The 17,827-nt window shown below is 59.7% G+C and carries 22 protein-coding genes; 7 read left to right on the plus strand and 15 right to left on the minus strand.

Translation table 11 applies throughout. The features are described from left to right. Positions 1-72: 72 nt before the first annotated feature. The 6 genes from ahcY to P2W41_RS01440 form a co-directional block, all read right to left on the minus strand. Entirely contained in the window at positions 73-1,473 is a 1,401-nt protein-coding gene (gene ahcY / locus P2W41_RS01415; RefSeq protein WP_292898280.1) for an adenosylhomocysteinase, read from the minus strand. Positions 1,474-1,618: 145 nt separating this feature from the next. After that, positions 1,619-1,939 carry an HPr family phosphocarrier protein gene (locus P2W41_RS01420; RefSeq protein ID WP_292898279.1) on the minus strand — a complete coding sequence of 107 codons (321 nt, stop codon included), beginning with the start codon at positions 1,937-1,939 and terminating at the stop codon, positions 1,619-1,621. Beyond that, positions 1,936-2,337, minus strand: a complete 402-nt coding sequence (locus tag P2W41_RS01425) for a PTS sugar transporter subunit IIA (RefSeq protein ID WP_292898278.1) — start codon at positions 2,335-2,337, stop codon at positions 1,936-1,938. The genes P2W41_RS01420 and P2W41_RS01425 overlap by 4 nt, the downstream gene beginning before the upstream one ends. Positions 2,338-2,585: 248 nt before the next feature. After that, complete coding sequence (locus tag P2W41_RS01430; protein WP_404934101.1) at positions 2,586-3,044, minus strand: HPr kinase/phosphorylase; 459 nt, start codon at positions 3,042-3,044, stop codon at positions 2,586-2,588. A 5-nt stretch (positions 3,045-3,049) separates the two neighbouring features. Continuing rightward, the gene (locus P2W41_RS01435) at positions 3,050-4,822 is read right to left on the minus strand and encodes a stimulus-sensing domain-containing protein (RefSeq protein WP_404934903.1); all 1,773 of its coding nucleotides are present in this window, start codon (positions 4,820-4,822) and stop codon (positions 3,050-3,052) included. A gap of 59 nt (positions 4,823-4,881) precedes the next feature. Further along, positions 4,882-5,583: a response regulator transcription factor gene (locus P2W41_RS01440; protein ID WP_229450074.1), complete on the minus strand. Its 702-nt coding sequence runs from the start codon at positions 5,581-5,583 to the stop codon at positions 4,882-4,884. A 300-nt stretch (positions 5,584-5,883) separates the two neighbouring features. Here P2W41_RS01440 and P2W41_RS01445 point away from each other — a divergent pair, with 300 nt between their 5' ends. From P2W41_RS01445 to P2W41_RS01460, 4 genes are all read left to right on the plus strand, one after another. Then, positions 5,884-7,494, plus strand: a complete 1,611-nt coding sequence (locus P2W41_RS01445; protein ID WP_404934102.1) for a phosphoenolpyruvate carboxykinase — start codon at positions 5,884-5,886, stop codon at positions 7,492-7,494. Positions 7,495-7,583: 89 nt separating this feature from the next. Then, positions 7,584-8,018 (plus strand): alternative ribosome rescue aminoacyl-tRNA hydrolase ArfB, encoded by a 435-nt coding sequence (arfB, locus tag P2W41_RS01450; protein WP_292898275.1) that lies wholly within the window; start codon positions 7,584-7,586, stop codon positions 8,016-8,018. A gap of 120 nt (positions 8,019-8,138) precedes the next feature. Further along, positions 8,139-8,594, plus strand: a complete 456-nt coding sequence (lysM, locus tag P2W41_RS01455) for a peptidoglycan-binding protein LysM (protein WP_292898274.1) — start codon at positions 8,139-8,141, stop codon at positions 8,592-8,594. Positions 8,595-8,761: 167 nt separating this feature from the next. Further along, complete coding sequence (locus P2W41_RS01460; protein WP_292898273.1) at positions 8,762-9,376, plus strand: alpha-ketoglutarate-dependent dioxygenase AlkB; 615 nt, start codon at positions 8,762-8,764, stop codon at positions 9,374-9,376. Here the strand turns inward: P2W41_RS01460 and coaA are convergent. The 9 genes from coaA to hisB form a co-directional block, all read right to left on the minus strand. Next, a complete protein-coding gene (coaA, locus tag P2W41_RS01465) occupies positions 9,363-10,322 on the minus strand; it encodes a type I pantothenate kinase (protein WP_292899976.1) in 960 nt (319 codons plus the stop codon). The genes P2W41_RS01460 and coaA overlap by 14 nt on opposite strands. A 102-nt stretch (positions 10,323-10,424) precedes the next feature. After that, complete coding sequence (locus P2W41_RS01470; RefSeq protein WP_292898272.1) at positions 10,425-10,745, minus strand: phosphoribosyl-ATP diphosphatase; 321 nt, start codon at positions 10,743-10,745, stop codon at positions 10,425-10,427. After that, positions 10,742-11,542 carry an imidazole glycerol phosphate synthase subunit HisF gene (gene hisF / locus P2W41_RS01475; protein WP_404934103.1) on the minus strand — a complete coding sequence of 267 codons (801 nt, stop codon included), beginning with the start codon at positions 11,540-11,542 and terminating at the stop codon, positions 10,742-10,744. Before hisF ends, P2W41_RS01470 begins: the two co-directional genes overlap by 4 nt. Then, positions 11,539-11,865, minus strand: coding sequence for a hypothetical protein (locus P2W41_RS01480; RefSeq protein WP_404934104.1), 327 nt, complete (start codon positions 11,863-11,865; stop codon positions 11,539-11,541). The genes hisF and P2W41_RS01480 overlap by 4 nt, the downstream gene beginning before the upstream one ends. Then, positions 11,862-12,596, minus strand: a complete 735-nt coding sequence (gene hisA / locus P2W41_RS01485) for a 1-(5-phosphoribosyl)-5-[(5-phosphoribosylamino)methylideneamino]imidazole-4-carboxamide isomerase (RefSeq protein ID WP_404934105.1) — start codon at positions 12,594-12,596, stop codon at positions 11,862-11,864. The genes P2W41_RS01480 and hisA overlap by 4 nt, the downstream gene beginning before the upstream one ends. A 3-nt stretch (positions 12,597-12,599) precedes the next feature. Continuing rightward, complete coding sequence (locus P2W41_RS01490; protein WP_292898268.1) at positions 12,600-12,890, minus strand: DUF1330 domain-containing protein; 291 nt, start codon at positions 12,888-12,890, stop codon at positions 12,600-12,602. Positions 12,891-13,507: 617 nt separating this feature from the next. Next, on the minus strand, positions 13,508-14,158 hold the full coding sequence (gene hisH, locus P2W41_RS01495; protein ID WP_404934106.1) for an imidazole glycerol phosphate synthase subunit HisH: 651 nt from the start codon (positions 14,156-14,158) through the stop codon (positions 13,508-13,510). Between the two features lie 2 nt (positions 14,159-14,160). Beyond that, a complete protein-coding gene (locus P2W41_RS01500) occupies positions 14,161-14,646 on the minus strand; it encodes a DUF2628 domain-containing protein (RefSeq protein WP_404934107.1) in 486 nt (161 codons plus the stop codon). A 4-nt stretch (positions 14,647-14,650) separates the two neighbouring features. Then, positions 14,651-15,259, minus strand: coding sequence for an imidazoleglycerol-phosphate dehydratase HisB (gene hisB, locus P2W41_RS01505; protein ID WP_404934108.1), 609 nt, complete (start codon positions 15,257-15,259; stop codon positions 14,651-14,653). Between the two features lie 168 nt (positions 15,260-15,427). Here hisB and hslV point away from each other — a divergent pair, with 168 nt between their 5' ends. The 3 genes from hslV to hslU are packed head-to-tail and all read left to right on the plus strand — an operon-like array spanning position 15,428 to position 17,812. Further along, complete coding sequence (gene hslV, locus P2W41_RS01510) at positions 15,428-15,976, plus strand: ATP-dependent protease subunit HslV (RefSeq protein WP_292898264.1); 549 nt, start codon at positions 15,428-15,430, stop codon at positions 15,974-15,976. Next, positions 15,966-16,505, plus strand: a complete 540-nt coding sequence (locus P2W41_RS01515) for a GNAT family N-acetyltransferase (RefSeq protein ID WP_292898263.1) — start codon at positions 15,966-15,968, stop codon at positions 16,503-16,505. The genes hslV and P2W41_RS01515 overlap by 11 nt, the downstream gene beginning before the upstream one ends. Then, positions 16,502-17,812, plus strand: a complete 1,311-nt coding sequence (gene hslU, locus P2W41_RS01520) for an ATP-dependent protease ATPase subunit HslU (RefSeq protein ID WP_292898262.1) — start codon at positions 16,502-16,504, stop codon at positions 17,810-17,812. The genes P2W41_RS01515 and hslU overlap by 4 nt, the downstream gene beginning before the upstream one ends. The last annotated feature ends 15 nt before the right edge of the window (positions 17,813-17,827 follow it).

The raw sequence follows: 17,827 nt of genomic DNA on the forward strand, positions 1-17,827 counted from the left end.
ACGCGACAAAAATAATACCGGGCCAAAAGTCAATGGCCCGGTATCAATATATTGTGTCTTAGTTAATTTTACTTAATAGCGGTAGTGTTCCGGCTTGAACGGCCCCTGCGGTGTGACACCGATATAGGAGGCCTGTTCTTCCGAAAGTGTGGTCAGTTGAGCGCCCAGTTTGTCGAGATGCAGGCGCGCGACCTTTTCGTCGAGATGCTTCGGGAGGACATAGACCTCGTTCTTGTACTGATCGCCGCGCACAAAGAGCTCGATCTGCGCCAGCACCTGATTGGTGAAGGAAGCAGACATGACGAAGCTCGGGTGGCCCGTGGCGTTGCCAAGATTGAGAAGACGGCCTTCGGACAGGAGGATCATCCGCTTGTTGTCCGGGAAGGTGATCATGTCCACCTGCGGCTTGATGTTCGTCCATTTGAGATTGCGCAGCGCCGCGACCTGAATCTCGTTGTCGAAATGGCCGATATTGCCGACGATCGCCATGTCTTTCATCTTGCGCATGTGATCGATGGTGATGACGTCCTTGTTGCCGGTCGTCGTGATAACGATGTCGGCGGTGGGGGCGGCGTCATCGAGCGTGACCACCTCGAAACCGTCCATGGCAGCCTGAAGGGCACAGATCGGATCGACTTCCGTGACCTTCACGCGCGCACCGGCACCCGCCAGCGACTGGGCCGAGCCCTTGCCGACATCGCCATAGCCGCAAACCACGGCCACCTTGCCGGCCATCATCACGTCGGTAGCGCGACGGATGCCGTCGACCAGCGATTCCTTACAGCCATACTTGTTGTCGAATTTCGACTTGGTCACGGAATCATTGACATTGATTGCCGGGAAGGGAAGGAGGCCCTTCTTCTGGAGCTGATAGAGGCGGTTCACACCGGTCGTGGTTTCTTCTGTCACGCCCTTGATGGCTGCCTTCTGGCGCGCGAAGAAGCCCGGGGTTTCAGCCATGCGCTTCTTGATCTGCGCGAACAGGACTTCTTCTTCCTCGCTGCCCGGGTTGGACAAAACGTCCTCACCGGCCTCAGCGCGGGCGCCGATCAGAATGTACATGGTGGCGTCGCCGCCATCATCCAGGATCATGTTGGAGGGCTCGCCATCGCTCCACTGGAAGATCTGGTCCGTGTAGGTCCAGTACTCTTCAAGCGTCTCACCCTTGACGGCGAACACCGGCGTGCCGCTCTCTGCAATTGCTGCAGCGGCATGGTCCTGGGTGGAGAAAATGTTGCAGGAGGCCCAGCGCACATCCGCGCCGAGCGCCTTCAGCGTCTCGATAAGAACGGCGGTCTGGATCGTCATGTGCAGCGAGCCGGAGATGCGCGCGCCCTTGAGCGGCTGCTCGGTGCCAAACTCCTCGCGGCAGGCCATCAGGCCCGGCATTTCCGTCTCCGCGATCTCGATTTCCTTGCGGCCCCAGTCGGCCAGAGAAATGTCAGCGACCACATAATCCTTGTCAGCGCTCATTGGTGTACTCTCCGATTTTCATGAATCCGGGCGCCACGAGCAGCAAGCCGGGCGCGAATGCTGGTGTCTGACTACCAGATCACGCCGCCGCTCACAATGGACATAAAGAAATCTTTATTCGTGCATGTGTGAGACTACATAAGCCTCAACACTCCTCACCGAAGCGCTCTGCAATGAGGGTCTGCAGGGCGTCGAGCAGTGCTTCCGCCTCCGGGCCGCTGGCGCTCACGCGGATCTTGCAGCCCGGACTCGCGGCGAGCATCATCAGCCCCATGATGGAGGTACCGCCCACGGTGATGCCGTCTTTCTCGACCTCGACATCAGCATCGTGGCTTTCCACCATCTGCACGAACTTGGCCGACGCCCGCGCGTGAAGGCCGCGCTGGTTGACGATGCTGAACTCGCGCGTCAACGCTTCCGAAGGCCGCGTCCGCGCAGAGATATCGTTTGCCTGGGCCCCGGTCATTTTCCGCTCAGTACCTGGCTTGCGACATTGATGTATTTGCGACCGGCCGCCTGCGCCTCATCAAGCGCCTGCGCCATGTCGTCATTGGCGCGTGCGGAAGAGAGCTTGATGAGCATGGGCAGATTTACGCCCGCTATCACCTCGACACGGCCCGCGTCCATCACCGAAATCGCGAGGTTGGAGGGCGTTCCACCGAACATGTCGGTGAGAATGATCACGCCCGAACCGGTGTCTGCCCGAGCAACCGCATCGACAATGTCGCGGCGGCGCTGCTCCATGTCGTCCTCGGCGCCGATGGAAACCGTTTCCAGGTTTTCCTGATGGCCCACCACATGCTCCACAGCGTGGCGGAATTCCTCGGCCAGCTGGCCATGCGTCACCAAGACGAGCCCGATCATCGGCACATCATCCGAATGCTTGGTTTTGCGCTCGAGCCTGTCACGCGTTCACTCCATCCACTGGCTTCACGGGCCTGCCCGTTTATCCGGTTTTTCTTCACTTAGCGTTCGGACCCTGATGGTCCACCCCTGTTGGAGACAGGACCGGAAACGCCCCAGTCTCGTCCTGCCCCATGGCAAGAGCGCTATCTTGTCAACGCACAGGCCGTTGACAAGCCCAAAACTGCGGCGATTCGCCTAAATAAAGTTCAAACGGCGGTGCAACCCGGACCAAAAGGCGGCAATTGCAGGGTTGCGGCAATGGCATGGACCGCCCTTCGTGCCTGCCGTTGCGGCAATACCACGCACGGAATCGCAATGCCCTCGCGGACAATCTCCGTTTCCTCGGAGATGCGTGGCGCCTTTTGCTCATCGACCAGAAGAATGGCAAGATCGATGACCGTAGCCGGCACATGGTCCAGCCTTGCCGGCCCCAGACCGCGCGCTTCGGCCAACCCGGCGATGGAACGAGGCGTGCGTGCGACGAGACGCCCGTTTCGTGCCGAGAGGCAGACCTGATCGTCTGAAACAAAGGCTGCAAAGATGCCTGCCGCCTGGAAAAAGGCGAGGGCCTCCAGAGCGAGCATCGTCTTGCCGCTGCCCGAGTGACCCTCGACCAGTATTCCGATTCCGGCGACGACAATGGCGGTGGCGTGGCAGTTGGGCATTTCGGTCAGGCCTCGGCGGGCAGAGCCACAATGAAGCGGGCGCCCTTGATGTCACCAGGCTTCGCCCCGGCGATGTTCTCCGCCGTCAATGTGCCGCCATGCGCTTCGATGATCTGGCGACTGATCGAAAGACCAAGGCCGGAGTTTTGGCCAAACGCTTCACCGGCCGGACGATCCGTGTAGAATCGCTCAAAAATCCGATCGATATTTTCCACGCGAATCCCCGGCCCATTGTCTTCCACGGTGAGGATGATGCGCTTGCCGGCGCGCGACAGGCGTACATCAATCCGTCCCGTCTTTTCCGGCACGAAGGAACGAGCATTCTCGATGAGATTTGTGATCACCTGCCCGAGACGCAGATCGTGCCCCTGGATGAGATAGGCCGTCTCGGTTTCACCCTTCGGTTCGGCCGTAAAGGTTATCTCCACGGGCTTCTTTGTCGAGCCTGCCTCACGGATCGCTCCGACCAGATCGCCAACGAACTGCTTCAGTTCCACACGGTCTGCATCCTCGCGGGAAAGCTCGGCGTCAAGGCGCGAGGCGTCGGAAATGTCGGTGATCAAACGGTCCAGCCGCCGCACATCGTGCTGGATGATTTCCAGAAGCCGCTCGCGTGAGCGCTCGTCTTTGGCAAGCGGAAGCGTTTCAACGGCGCTGCCCAACGAGGTCAACGGATTTTTGAGCTCATGGGCCACGTCGGCAGCGAAGCTTTCGATGGCATCAATGCGCGCATAGAGCGCCTTGGTCATATCGCGCAGAGCCGAGGACAAATTGCCGATCTCATCCTGGCGATGGGAAAAGTCGGGAATTTCCTCTCGTGACCGCGCACCACGACGCACCCGCACCGCTGCCGCAGACAGCCGCCGCAGCGGGTTTGCAATGGTGGAAGCAAGAAGCAGGGACAGGATGGCTGTGACCAGAGCAGCCACAAAGAAAACGCGCAAAATGGCCTTGCGCTCGGCAGCCACGATCTTGTCGATATCTCCACCCTGCGTCGACAGAAGCAACACGCCGAGGACAGCCCGGAAGCGCTGAATCGGTACTGCAACGGAGACAATCTGCTCGCCCTGTTCGCTGACGCGCACCACGTGGTTGGTGGTGCCGGTGAGTGCCCGCATCACCTCGGGATAGGCCACGCCGCTGCCTCCCGGCTGCTCTTTGTAAACCGGCAGATCCCGGCGACGGAAAATCTCTTTCAACCGCTGCCAGACCTGATCGAAAATGCTCGCATCGTCATCCTCTATAGACGGCAATTCGTAGCGAAGAACCTGTCCGAGATACTGGGAATCCAGCAGCAGGTTGGCATCCGGATCATAGATGCGGGCACGGGTGCGGGTTTGCGGTATGAGCCTTCGCAAAAGAGGGGCTACACGTTCCGGATTGATCGGGAAATCAAGGCTCTCCAACTGGTCGCCTCGCGGCGGAAGGCTTTGCCCCGCCTGCAGCTCGAGCAGCTTGTCGGGATCCACAAGGATGGAATCGGTCTCCACCTCGGCAGAGCTGGCGATGGCGCCAGCGATAATCTCGCCCTGGGTCATCAGGCTCTCGACGCGAGCGCTGATCAGCTCTTCGCGAAACTCATTCAGATAGAGAACGCCGACCACCAGAACGCCAAGGCCAGCGAGATTGAGAAACAGGATACGCCGTGTGAGGCTGGAGAATACATAGTGGCCGAAAAGACGACGCAGCGGCACGGCAAGCCGACCCAGAAAGGGCTGACCCGCTGGACGTGCGGCCTTCGAGGACCGCCGCTCCGTCTTGTCTGCTTCTGCACTCATCGCCACTGTCTTGCCGACGCGCGCGCCGGGCAACCGCATCTCCGGGATGATCCCAAGGTCTAGATCTCGCGGAAGCGATAACCTACGCCATAGAGCGTTTCGATCATGTCGAACTCGCCGTCAACTGCCTTGAACTTCTTGCGCAGGCGCTTGATGTGGCTGTCGATGGTGCGGTCGTCCACGTACACCTGCTCGTCATAGGCTGAATCCATCAGCGCATCGCGGCTCTTCACCACGCCTGGACGCTGGGCCAGAGAATGCAGGATCAGGAACTCCGTGACGGTGAGCGTGACCGGCTGGCCCTTCCACGTGCAGGTATGGCGTTCCTGATCCATGACGAGCTGTCCGCGTTCCAGCGATTGCGACTGCTTGCCCGGCGTCTTTGCAGCGGTTTCGCGATTGCTCGCGCGGCGCAGAACTGCCCGGACCCGCTCAACCAGAAGGCGCTGCGAGAACGGTTTGCGGACGAAATCGTCGGCGCCCATCTTGAGGCCGAAAAGTTCGTCGATCTCGTCATCCTTGGAAGTCAGGAAGATTACCGGCACATCGCTCTTCTGGCGCAGTCGGCGCAGAAGCTCCATGCCATCCATCCGCGGCATCTTGATATCGAGAATCGCGAGATTGGGTGGACGGGCACCAAGTCCTTCCAGCGCCGAAACTCCATCCGTATAGGTTTCGACCCGATAGCCTTCCGATTCCAGTGCAATGGAAACGGAGGTGAGAATGTTGCGGTCGTCATCGACAAGCGCGATTGTTGCCATATCCAGCGGCTCCCTCATGGGCATGTCGTCCCTATCTGCATCGGTCGGCTGTGCAGATGCAGGACAAATTGGGTACAAAATGTGGCATATAAAGCCCCCCGTGTCACACGGGTGCTTCTCATGACACCTCCCGACGCTGCGAAGCTGTGCAAATACTGGTCGAATCCAACCCGATTTAAACGATTTAAACGATTTTAAAAAATTTAAATCGATTAATGGTTTGATATCTCTTGCTTATTTGTGTTTTCAGCTTGGATCGCCTGCGCGGACAGGCATCTCAAGGGAAATCTGGTGGTTACGATGAACGAAACCGGCATGCGCAACCCGGCTTGCGGGATCGACAGCAATGGTCTGAAAACGACGGGTGCCGTCCATTATAATTTTCAGCCGGCTGCGCTTTATGAGGAGGCGATCCGCCGCGGGGAGGCGAAACTCACCGCAGATGGTGCCCTGGTCGCGGAAACCGGCCAGCACACGGGCCGCTCCGCCAAGGACAAGTTCGTCGTGCGTACCGCCGAGACGGAAGATGCGGTCTGGTGGGACAACAACAAGCCCATGTCATCGGCGCATTTCGAGACGCTTCACGCCGATTTCATCGCCCATGCAGCCGACCGCGATCTGTTTGTGCAGGATCTCGTCGGCGGAGCCGATCCCGAAAACAGCCTGCCCGTGCGCGTCATCACGGAATATGCATGGCATTCGCTGTTCATCCGCAATCTGCTCCTGCGGCCCGAGGTGGAGGCGCTCGCCTCCTTCGTGCCGGAGATGACGATCATCGATCTGCCGTCCTTCCGCGCCGACCCGGAGCGTCATGGCTGCCGTACGGAAACCGTCATCGCCGTGGATCTGACCCGCAATATCGTTCTGGTCGGCGGTACCTCCTATGCGGGCGAAATGAAAAAGTCGGTCTTCACCGCCCTCAACTACATTCTGCCGGCAAAGGGCGTGATGCCGATGCACTGCTCGGCCAATGTCGGACCGGATGGCGATGCCGCCGTGTTCTTCGGCCTCTCGGGTACCGGCAAGACCACGCTTTCGGCGGATCCGTCACGGACGCTGATCGGCGACGACGAGCATGGCTGGGGCGAAACGGGCCTCTTCAACTTCGAGGGCGGCTGCTACGCCAAGACGATACGCCTTTCTGAAGAGGCCGAGCCGGAAATCTTTGCCACCACGCGCCGTTTCGGCACGGTTCTGGAGAATGTGGTTCTGGATGAAGAGCGCCGGCCGGATTTTGACGATGGCAGACTGACCGAAAACACGCGCTGCGCCTATCCGCTGCACTTCATCCCGAACGCAAGCGAAACCGGTCGTAGCGGTCATCCAAGCAACATCATCATGCTGACAGCGGATGCTTTCGGTGTCCTGCCACCTATCGCCAAACTCACCCCTGCCCAGGCCATGTATCACTTCCTGTCGGGTTACACCGCAAAAGTGGCCGGAACCGAAAAGGGCGTGACGGAACCTGAGGCCACCTTCTCCACCTGTTTCGGGGCACCCTTCATGCCGCGTCATCCTTCCGAATACGGGAACCTGCTGCGCGATCTGATCGCCCGTCACGGTGTCGACTGCTGGCTGGTCAACACGGGCTGGACCGGCGGTGCGTATGGTGTCGGCAATCGTATGCCAATCAAGGTGACGCGGGGCCTGCTCAACGCAGCATTAAGCGGTGAGCTGAACGACGCGGAATTCCGGACCGACCCGCATTTCGGCTTCGCCGTGCCTGTGGCGGTACCGGGCATCGAAAGCAACGTGCTGGATCCGCGCTCCACCTGGGCTGACAAAGCAGCCTACGATGCGCAGGCACGCCGGCTCGTCGGCATGTTCATCGACAATTTCGAAAAGTTCGAAACGCATGTGGATGCCACCGTGCGCGAAGCGGCACCGCAGATGGCACAAGCCGCAGAATAGCACCAGCACGCTTGCATCCCACTGGCTGAATGCGCATGTTCAGGCCCGGTCTCCAAGACCGGGCCTTTTCATTATGGCGGACAGGAGCGATGGCCGAGGGCGACCTCAATATCAGGGACGGTATGACGGTTTTCGAGGACGAGCTGGAAGAACAGTTTATCCGGTCCTCCGGTCCCGGCGGTCAGAACGTCAACAAGGTGGCAACCGCCGTGCAGCTGCGTTTCAACGCAAGGGCAGCACGCGGCCTACCGCAGCGCGTGCGGGAAAAGGTTCTGGAGCTTGCGGGAAGCCGTGCCACCAAAGAAGGCGAGGTCGTCATCGAGGCAGGCCGCTACCGCACCCAGGAACTGAATCGCGCCGACGCACGCGATCGGCTGACCCAACTTCTGACCCGCGCCGCCGAACCCCCACCCAGACCCCGCAAGAAGACCAAACCCTCTCGTTCCGCGATAGAACGCCGGTTGAAGGCCAAAGCCGGTCGTTCATCGGTCAAGAAACTACGCGGGAAAATCAGTTTCGATTGAGATTGTCACAGTCTCGCCGGCGGACCTGCTACCGTAACTTATGCCCAGTGACTGTTTTGCAGTTGAAATTTTGGGCTGATACACGTCAAATATCAGCGAATTCTAACCGGAGACATTTCCATGGGCATTTTCGATTTTGTCAAATCAGTCGGCAAGAAGCTCGGCATGGTGGACGAAGAGCCACCAGCAGCGGACGAACTGAAGAAAGAACTCGATTCCCACAAGCTCGGAACCGACAGGGTCGATGTGGTCGTGGAAGGTGACAAGGTCGTTCTCAAAGGTGAGGTGGCTGATCAGTCGGCTTTTGAAAAGGCTGTTGTCGCGGTCGGCAACACGCTCGGCATTTCCAAGGTGGAGGCTGGCGAACTCAAGGTCGCTTCAGCCGAGGCAAAGGCACCGGTCTTCTACACCGTAAAAAAAGGCGACAATCTCTGGAAGATTGCCGAGGCCAATTACGGCAAGGGCAAAGGTGCGAAATACACCGTCATCTTCGAGGCCAACAAGCCCATGCTTGACGACCCGGACAAGATCTATCCCGGCCAGGTGCTGCGCATTCCCGATCTCGCCGAGGCGTGATCGCACCTGTCATGATCTGGCATGAGACGGCGGCTTTCGGGTCGCCGTTTTTTGTTTGCAGGCGTAAGTTTCCTACGCGAGGCTGTCTGCGTGGTGAGCGTGTCGAACCACGCACTCCATCAATGCAACGGCGCATCATGCACCTTACTTGATTTAAGGAGATTTGATTGCCCACCCTCACCGAAGGCGTGATCCACCTGCCCGAATATCTCGACCGCTCGGCACAGGAGGCGCTGCTCGGCGAGATACGCGCCGTGGTGCGCGAGGCGCCGCTGTTCGTGCCGGCCATGCCGCGGACCGGCAAGGAAATGAGTGTCCGCATGACCAATTGCGGAGTGCTCGGCTGGGTTACGGACAAGGAACGCGGATACCGGTATCAGGAGACGCACCCTGTCACCGGGAAGCCCTGGCCTGCCATCCCGGCACGGCTTCTTGCACTTTGGAACGAGGTCGCGGAATTTCCCGCTCCGCCTGAAGCCTGCCTTGTCAACCACTATACCGAAGGGGCAAAGATGGGCCTGCATCAGGATCGCGATGAGGAAGCTTTCGCAGCACCTGTGATCTCAGTATCCCTCGGCGATGCCTGTCTCTTTCGTGTCGGTGGAACAAAACGCAGCGACAAAACCCTGTCAGTCAGGCTCCAGTCCGGCGATGTGGTGGTGCTCGGCGGGGCAGGGCGACTTGCCTTTCACGGGGTCGACCGCATCTATCCGGGCACGTCCACGCTGCTCTCAGCACCAGGTCGCATCAATCTGACCCTGCGACGCGTTACAGCTTCCTGAGCGCAACCTCTTCCGTCAAATGGTTGGCGCCCTTGCGCAGAATGAGGTCGGCACGCGGCCTGGTGGGAAGAATATTCTCGCGCAGATTTTTGAGGTTGATGTTCTCCCAGAGCTGCTCGGCAATTGCGAGCGCCGCATTGGGTTTTAGTGCTGCGTAGCGGTGAAAGAACGACTGGGGGTTCTGGAACGCCGTTTCGCGCAGCCGCATGAAGCGGTCCACATACCATTGATGAATCAGATCTTCCGGCGCGTCGATGTAAATCGAGAAATCAAAAAAGTCCGAAACAACCGGAACCGCTGTTCCATCCTGCGGCAGATCGCGTGTCTGCAGGACATTGATCCCTTCGAAAATCAGAATATCCGGTCGGTCGATGGTGCGAAATTCGCCCGGCAGAACGTCATAGGTAAGGTGTGAATAGAGCGGCGCCTGAACGTTTGGCAACCCCGCCTTGATCGCAGACAAAAACCGCAGCACCGCGCCAAGGTCGTAGCTTTCCGGGAATCCCTTCCGCTCCATGAGGTTGTCGCGCCGCAGAATTTCGTTGGGATAGAGAAAACCGTCCGTTGTCACCAGATCCACTTTCGGGCTGGAAGGCCAGCGAGCGAGCAGTTCCTGCAGAACGCGGGCAGTTGTTGACTTGCCGACCGCCACCGAGCCGGCGATGCCGATGATGAAGGGTGATTTCACTACGTCCTGGCTGTCAAAAAACGCCTGTCTTTGGCGAAACAGAAGCTGCGTGGCCTCCACATGAGCCGAAAGAAGCCGCGACATGGACAGATATATCCGGCGCACTTCTTCCAGATCGACGGGGTCGTTCAGCGAACGCAACCGCCGAACCTCGTCCTCGGTCAGGGTGAGTGGCGTGTCGGCGCGAAACTTCGCCCAGTTTTCCGCCGTGAAAATGCGATAGGGGGAGTATTTCTCCCCTGAGACAAGCTGGTCCATGAAATTCGCGGCCCCCTTCCTCGCCGCCATGGCTGTCTTCGCCCTCCGGGATCTCTGGCTATCGCCCATGTGCCAGATGATGCCATCCTGCGCAGAAACGATCTATCCCTTTCGGGATGCCTTTTCCTCAACACCCGTGCGCGCCGTGCGACGCTCGAGCTCGGACATCACCTCATCAAGCGAGACTCCCTCAAGAGCCAGAACCACCAACCAATGATAAAGAAGATCGGCGCTTTCGGAAACGAGCTCATGCCTGTCGTGCGAAACAGCGGCAATCACCGTTTCGACAGCTTCTTCGCCGAGCTTTTGTGCAGCCTTTGACGTGCCTTTGGAAAACAGCCTGGCCGTCCATGAATTTTCGTCACCTGAACGCGCGCGCTCGGCGATGATCGCTTCCAGGCGGGTGAGGTCGAACTGGCTCATGCCTGCTCCGGGGTCTGCGCGGGATCGAGCCGCATGGGAATGCCGGCGGCGGCCATATGCGCCTTGGCCTCGCCGATCGTGTAGGTGCCGAAATGAAAGATCGAGGCGGCCAGCACGGCGCTCGCATGCCCATCGCGCACGCCTTCGACCAGGTGATCGAGCGTGCCCACTCCACCCGAGGCGATCACCGGCGCGCGCACCGCATCGGCCACGGCGCACGTCAGCGGGATATTGTAGCCGGCCTTGGTGCCATCGCGATCCATGGAAGTAAGCAGGATTTCGCCGGCACCGAGATCCACTACCTTTCGGGCGAACTCCACTGCATCAATGCCGGTGGGTGTGCGCCCGCCATGGGTGAAAATTTCCCAGCGCAGCGGTTCCCCTTCACCAGAGACCTGCTTGGCGTCTATCGCCACAACAATGCATTGATCGCCGAATTTGTCTGCCGCGCGCGCCACCAGCTCGGGATCCTTCACCGCGGCTGTGTTGATCGACACCTTGTCGGCTCCGGCGAGCAGAAGTTTGCGGATGTCGGAAACCTCGCGCACGCCACCGCCCACCGTCAGCGGCATGAAGCACTGTTCGGCAGTGCGCGCCACGACATCGAAGATCGTCTCGCGGTTGTCGCTGGAGGCGGTGATGTCGAGGAAGCAGAGTTCGTCCGCGCCTGCGGCGTCATAGGCTTTTGCCGCTTCCACCGGATCGCCGGCATCGATCAGATCGACGAAATTGACGCCCTTGACGACGCGGCCGTCCTTCACATCGAGACAGGGAATGACGCGGGCTTTGAGTGTCATGCGATTTCTGCCTTCCTCCGCGCCTGGATCACGGCGATCATCAGCGCAATGGTCCAGGCAATCAGTGCTGCCATGCCGAAAGGCAGACTGATCAGCATCAGCCAGCCCATCACGAACATCGTATAAAGCATGTCGCCTCGATCCGCACCGGCGATCATGCAGGGATTACTGAAACCCTCGTGAAGCGTGCAGCCATGCCAGCTCGCCAGAATGCTGGAGAACGCGACAGAAAGGACGGGCAGGGCAGCAAGAACGAGGATGACAACGAGAAGAACAATGAAGGCCGTTTTCGTCTTCCGGTTCAGCTTCCCGTCACCGCTCACGCGGCTTCTCCCTTAAGCACTCTCAACGCCTCCGCCGGATCAATCCGCCCGTCATAAAGCGCGCGGCCGGAGATTGCGCCTTCCAGTTTGGTCGCGTCGGGCATGGTCATCCGCACAATGTCGGCGAGGGAGGCGAGGCCGCCAGAGGCGATTACGGGGATGGAAACGGCATCGGCAAGCTCGATGGTCGATTCCCAGTTGATCCCGGTCAGAACACCGTCGCGGTCGATGTCGGTATAGATGATCGCAGCCACGCCTGCGCCTTCGAACCGGCGGGCGAGTTCGATGGCCGAGAGATCGGATGTTTCCGCCCAGCCTTCGACGGCCACCTTGCCGCCGCGCGCATCAATGCCGACGGCGATCCTGCCCGGAAACGCCCTGCAGGCTTCCTTCACCAGATCGGGATCGCGCACCGCGACAGTGCCGAGGATCACGCGCGACAGGCCCTTGTCGAGCCAGGCCTCGATATGGGCGAGCGTGCGGATGCCGCCACCGAGCTGTACCGGGTTTTTCGTCGCTTTCAGGATCGCCTCGACGGCATCGCCATTGACGCTCGCGCCGGCGAAGGCGCCGTTCAGGTCGACCACATGCAGCCATTCAAAGCCCTGCTCTTCGAAACTGCGGGCCTGGGCGGCGGGGTCGGTGTTGTAGACCGTCGCCTCGTCCATGTCGCCCAGTTTGAGCCGAACGCACTGGCCGTCTTTCAGGTCAATGGCGGGAAAAAGGATCATGTGTCAAACGCCTTCGATAATGCTGAGCCTGGCTCTTGAAACGGGTTGCCGGAATGTGATCGCATGCTGGTATTCAGGCGAGTGGTAGCAGGCGAGCGCCTGCTCATAGGATGCGAACTCGATGACCACCTGACGATCGCCCGCCGGCTCCTCCGGCGCAACCGACTGCCCGCCCCGCACCAGAAATTTCGCGCCGTATTTCTCGAAGGCTACAGCGTTGGCTTCGATATATTTCCTGTAGCCCTCGAGGTCGGCGATCTCGACCTGCGCGATCCAGTAGCCTTTTTTGTTCATGCACTTTTGGAAGGGATTCAGAATGAAAAATAAGAATCCAGCGGTGTTCGACTTGAATAGATGCTGCAATTCTCATTCGGCCACTTATCCCCAAAAAGCATAAGCGGCTGTTAATCTGCATTAAACCAATCTGGACTCCCTCACGCTCCCTACGTAAGACTCGATTCGCCAAATACAAAAAGCCGGGATTCCGGCCCGGCTTTTTGAAGCCCGCAACGAATTGGATGCCGAGGGCAATAGGATATTTCCTACTGGAGTTTCAAATCATATCGCTGAATCTCAGTCAACTTCCTTCCTTTGGCCGGCATCCGCATTTTCCTCCCAAGGAGAAGAGCAATGGCTCATGCCAAGTTAACACATACCGACGCCGTAAAGTCCTGGGTATTGAGGGCTTGCGGCTGGAAACTAAGAGACATTCAAGCACGCTTCGACGTCGACCCGCGTCGCCTATACGAGGTATGGGAAGAGATAGAATGTCCAGGCAGTAAAGAAGCTGCGATTAAAGTGTTCCGACGACTGCTTCCGAATCAACCAGTTAAGGATAGATTCGAGAAGCACCAGCCTCGCTTCATGCGCTTGCAGAAGCAGGCAAGTTCAGAACCGATGCTGCCAGGTTTCTAAGGCCTCCAGCGAAGGAAACTGGCGATCAGGGCCAGGCCAAGCGCCTGGCTCTTTTCCGGGTGGAACTGCGTGCCCACCAGATTGTCCCGCGCGACCGCGGCGGTGATCGGTCCACCATAGTCAGCGGTGGCGAGGACCTCCGCCTCATTGCGGGCGGCGAAGTGATAGGAATGCACGAAATAGGCATGCAACCCGTCGGTTCCAGTAGGGATGCCTTTGAAGACCGGGTGCGAATGTTTCACGTGAATCGTGTTCCAGCCGATCTGCGGAATCTTCAGTCCCGGGTCGCAGGGTGTCATCTCGACCACATCTCCGGCGATCCAGCCAAGCCCGTCCGTAACCGTCTTCTCCAGCCCGCGCTCGCTCATGAGCTGCATGCCGACGCAGATGCCGAGGAAGGGACGCGCCTGGTGGATGGCGACATCCGTTATCGCCTCGACCATGCCGGGCACTGCATCGAGCCCATGCCGGCAGTCCGCATAGGCACCGACGCCCGGCAGAACGACCCGGTCGGCAGTGCGCACAGCATCGGCATCCGCAGTCACGTCGATTTCCGCCGCTATGCCGTTTTCACGAGCGGCACGCTCAAAGGCCTTTGCGGCCGAGCGCAGATTGCCCGAACCGTAATCGATGATCGCAACCTTCATGGTCAACGCGCTCCAGGATAGGTGAAGAGACCGAGCGCCGGTTCGCTGGCACGGCTTGCAATCCTTGCCGGTCCCGGCGTTTCCCGGAGAGCGGGAAGTGGTGTTTCCCTGCGGGCTTCCGGCTCGTCGGACAAGAGCCCGGCCATATAGCGGGTCTCGGCCTCGTCACGGGTTGTCGCATCGACCACTCCCCATTCACGCCAGCCGCGCCGTGTGAGCATGGCGACGCGCAAATTGCGCGCCTCGAGGGCAAGAAAGAGCGAGAGACACAGCGAAGCGACCGTCGCCGACGCGGACCAGCCTTCCAGCGTTCCCAGCGCGGCAATGAGAAGGGCGGCGGCAAGAGCCGCCAGCGCCTCCAGCCACATGCGATGCCAGAGAAACCAGAGAAACGGCATGATGAAGGCCAGCAGGGCAAAACCATCGCGCACGAGGATTGCCTGTTCCGGACCTCCCTCGGGCGGCTCCATCACCATATAGCTTGCCATCGGCCTATCCCTTCAGGCTGCCCTTGGTGGAGGGTATGGCGTTGCCCTGGCGCGGATCTGCCTCACAGGCGGTGCGCAGCACACGCGCCACTGCCTTGAAACAGGTCTCGGCAATGTGGTGGCTGTTGGCGCCGTAGTGATTGGTCACGTGCAGGGTGATGCCGGCGTTCTGCGCCAGCGCCTGAAAGAACTCACGCACCAGCTCGGTGTCGAACGTGCCGATCTTCTGGGTCGGAAACGCCACATCCCAGACAAGGAAGGGGCGCCCCGACACATCGATCGCCGCGCGTGTCAGACATTCATCCATGGCAAGGTCGAGTGAAGCATAGCGGGTGATGCCGCGCCGCTCGCCGAGCGCATCGGAGATCGCCTTGCCCAGCGCGATGCCGCAATCCTCCACCGTGTGGTGATCGTCAATATGAAGATCGCCCTTGGCCTTCACCGTCATGTCGATCAGCGAATGACGGGAAAGCTGCTCCAGCATATGATCGAAAAAGCCCACACCGGTGGCCACCTCGAAGCGGCCGGCGCCATCGATATCAACCTTGACCGAAATGGCCGTCTCATTGGTCTTGCGGCTGATTTCGGCGGTGCGCGTCTTGCTGGAAGCCATGGTCTTTCCCTTTGCGCTGCATGAAGGCCAGCCTTCTAGCAGCATGTTCGGGCAGCGCCAAGCACTCTCGCCAATCTCGTCTCTCGCGTTTGCATTCGACGATGTTGAACTTACATATTCGCTCTGACGGTGCCGTGCCTTATCGGGCGGCACGAAAAGGAGTGTGCGATGAGCAACGAGAATTCCATGCACGCCACGACAATCGTCACTGTGCGCAAGGGCGGCAGGGTGGTGATTGCCGGGGACGGGCAGGTCAGCCTTGGCAATACCGTGATGAAGGGCAATGCGCGCAAGGTGCGGCGCATCGGCAAGGGCAATGTGATTGCCGGCTTTGCCGGAGCGACGGCCGATGCCTTCACCCTTCTCGAACGGCTCGAGGCCAAACTGGAACAGTATCCCGAGCAGCTGATGCGTGCCTGTGTCGAACTGGCCAAGGACTGGCGTACGGACCGCTATCTGCGCCGGCTCGAAGCGATGATGCTGGTCGCCGACAAGAACATCACCCTGGCGCTGACGGGCAATGGCGACGTGCTGGAGCCGGAAGGGGGCATCATGGCCATCGGTTCCGGCGGCAATTTTGCACTCGCCGCAGCGCGTGCGCTGGCCGACACCGACAAGGACGCCGAAGAGATCGCCCGCAGGGCGATGGAGATCGCCGCATCCATCTGCATCTACACCAATGACAATGTCGTGGTGGAAACGCTCGATGCCGAGTGACCCGGGGCAGATCGACTTTACCCCGGTCACGGCCGAGCACTATCCGCTCCTGCTTGACTGGCTCCACCGACCGCACGTGCGGCGATGGTGGGGCGAACCCGAGACGGAGCTAGAGTATATCCGCGATATGGTGGAAGGGCGCGATAGCTCCCGGCCTTTTCTGATCCTTCTGGATGGGAACCCCATTGGCTACATCCAGTACTGGTTTGTAGCTGACAACAGGGGCCCCGAAATCCTTGTGGATGAGCCCTGGGTGGCCGAGTTGCCGGACGATGCCGTGGGCGTTGATTTGTCTATCGGCGAAGAAGCGCTTCTTTCCAGAGGTATCGGCAGCCGCTCGGTGAAGCAGATGGTCCATCGGCTTGTGGGCAAGGGATATACCAACATCGTGATCGACCCGGAGCGCGAAAATAGCCGTGCCGTGCGTGCCTACGAGAAAGCGGGCTTCCGACCGATCCCCCATCTCGAAGGACGCTCCGGAAGCGCTCTCATCATGCAATACGACAAGAACAACGAGACGGACACATGACCACATTTTCCCCGCGCGAGATCGTTTCCGAACTCGATCGCTACATTATCGGCCAGAAGGATGCCAAGCGCGCCGTGGCCATCGCGCTGCGCAATCGCTGGCGCCGGCAGCAGCTTGAACCCAAGCTGCGCGAAGAGGTGATGCCCAAGAACATCCTCATGATCGGCCCCACCGGCGTCGGCAAGACCGAAATTTCCAGACGCCTGGCCAAGCTCGCCGGTGCGCCGTTTGTGAAGGTCGAGGCAACGAAATTCACCGAGGTCGGTTATGTCGGACGCGATGTGGAACAGATCATCCGCGACCTGGTCGAGGTTTCAATCGGGCTGACACGCGAGAAGATGCGCGAGAATGTCAAGGCGCGGGCTCATATGAACGCCGAAGAGCGGGTTCTTGAAGCGCTGGTTGGCAAAACGGCAAGCCCCGCCACGAAAGACAGTTTCCGCAAGAAGCTGCGCAGTGGCGAGCTGGACGACAAGGAAATCGAGGTGGAGGTTTCCGATTCCGGTGGCGGCATGCCCGGTTTCGAGCTTCCCGGCATGCCGGGCGCCAATATCGGCGTTCTGAACATCAACGACATGCTGCAGAAGGCCATGGGCGGCCAGCAGACCAAGAAGCGCAAGACGACGGTCAAGGAATCCTACGAACTCCTGATCGCCGATGAATCCGACAAGCTTCTTGACCAGGACGAAGTGACCCAGCGGGCTCTGGAATCGGCGCAGAACGATGGCATCGTCTTTCTCGACGAGATTGACAAGATCGCCACCCGCGAGGGCGGCGTGGGGGCGGGCGTTTCGCGCGAAGGTGTACAGCGCGATCTGCTTCCGCTGGTGGAAGGCACCACGGTTGCGACAAAATACGGGCCGGTGAAGACCGATCACATCCTCTTCATCGCCTCCGGTGCGTTCCATGTCTCCAAGCCATCGGATCTTCTGCCGGAGCTTCAGGGCAGGCTGCCGATCCGCGTTGAACTGCGGGCATTGGAGAAGGACGATTTCCGCCGCATCCTGACGGAAACCGAAGCGAGCCTCATCAAGCAGTATGTGGCGCTGATGGAGACGGAAGGCGTGACCCTGGAGTTCACTGACGATGCCATCGACCGGCTGGCGGCCATCGCTGTCGACCTCAACGCGACCGTCGAGAACATCGGAGCCCGCCGGTTGCAGACGGTGATGGAACGTGTGCTCGACGAGATATCTTTCGATGCGCCCGACCGCTCGGGTAGCGCACTCAAGATCGATGCAGATTATGTCGACGAGAATGTCGGCGATCTGGCCAGAAACACAGACCTGTCGCGCTTCATACTCTAGGCAGACGCGGTTTCA

Origin of the sequence: Nitratireductor sp. L15S-10, assembly GCF_045011005.1 — a bacterium.
GTDB lineage: Bacteria > Pseudomonadota > Alphaproteobacteria > Rhizobiales > Rhizobiaceae > Nitratireductor.

Excerpts from the sequence above, each read along its gene's own strand:
- hisA (WP_404934105.1), bottom strand. The coding sequence starts at position 12,596 with ATGATCCTTTTTCCCGCCATTGACCTGAAAGACGGCCAGTGCGTTCGG.
- hisB (WP_404934108.1), bottom strand. The coding sequence starts at position 15,259 with ATGGCTTCCAGCAAGACGCGCACCGCCGAAATCAGCCGCAAGACCAAT.
- ahcY (WP_292898280.1), bottom strand. The coding sequence starts at position 1,473 with ATGAGCGCTGACAAGGATTATGTGGTCGCTGACATTTCTCTGGCCGAC.
- P2W41_RS01515 (WP_292898263.1), top strand. The coding sequence starts at position 15,966 with ATGCCGAGTGACCCGGGGCAGATCGACTTTACCCCGGTCACGGCCGAG.
- coaA (WP_292899976.1), bottom strand. The coding sequence starts at position 10,322 with ATGGACCAGCTTGTCTCAGGGGAGAAATACTCCCCCTATCGCATTTTC.
- hslV (WP_292898264.1), top strand. The coding sequence starts at position 15,428 with ATGAGCAACGAGAATTCCATGCACGCCACGACAATCGTCACTGTGCGC.
- P2W41_RS01425 (WP_292898278.1), bottom strand. The coding sequence starts at position 2,337 with ATGATCGGGCTCGTCTTGGTGACGCATGGCCAGCTGGCCGAGGAATTC.
- P2W41_RS01500 (WP_404934107.1), bottom strand. The coding sequence starts at position 14,646 with ATGGCAAGCTATATGGTGATGGAGCCGCCCGAGGGAGGTCCGGAACAG.
- P2W41_RS01445 (WP_404934102.1), top strand. The coding sequence starts at position 5,884 with ATGAACGAAACCGGCATGCGCAACCCGGCTTGCGGGATCGACAGCAAT.
- lysM (WP_292898274.1), top strand. The coding sequence starts at position 8,139 with ATGGGCATTTTCGATTTTGTCAAATCAGTCGGCAAGAAGCTCGGCATG.
- arfB (WP_292898275.1), top strand. The coding sequence starts at position 7,584 with ATGGCCGAGGGCGACCTCAATATCAGGGACGGTATGACGGTTTTCGAG.
- P2W41_RS01430 (WP_404934101.1), bottom strand. The coding sequence starts at position 3,044 with ATGCCCAACTGCCACGCCACCGCCATTGTCGTCGCCGGAATCGGAATA.
- hslU (WP_292898262.1), top strand. The coding sequence starts at position 16,502 with ATGACCACATTTTCCCCGCGCGAGATCGTTTCCGAACTCGATCGCTAC.
- hisH (WP_404934106.1), bottom strand. The coding sequence starts at position 14,158 with ATGAAGGTTGCGATCATCGATTACGGTTCGGGCAATCTGCGCTCGGCC.
- hisF (WP_404934103.1), bottom strand. The coding sequence starts at position 11,542 with ATGACACTCAAAGCCCGCGTCATTCCCTGTCTCGATGTGAAGGACGGC.
- P2W41_RS01420 (WP_292898279.1), bottom strand. The coding sequence starts at position 1,939 with ATGACCGGGGCCCAGGCAAACGATATCTCTGCGCGGACGCGGCCTTCG.
- P2W41_RS01490 (WP_292898268.1), bottom strand. The coding sequence starts at position 12,890 with ATGAACAAAAAAGGCTACTGGATCGCGCAGGTCGAGATCGCCGACCTC.
- P2W41_RS01470 (WP_292898272.1), bottom strand. The coding sequence starts at position 10,745 with ATGAGCCAGTTCGACCTCACCCGCCTGGAAGCGATCATCGCCGAGCGC.
- P2W41_RS01435 (WP_404934903.1), bottom strand. The coding sequence starts at position 4,822 with ATGAGTGCAGAAGCAGACAAGACGGAGCGGCGGTCCTCGAAGGCCGCA.
- P2W41_RS01440 (WP_229450074.1), bottom strand. The coding sequence starts at position 5,583 with ATGGCAACAATCGCGCTTGTCGATGACGACCGCAACATTCTCACCTCC.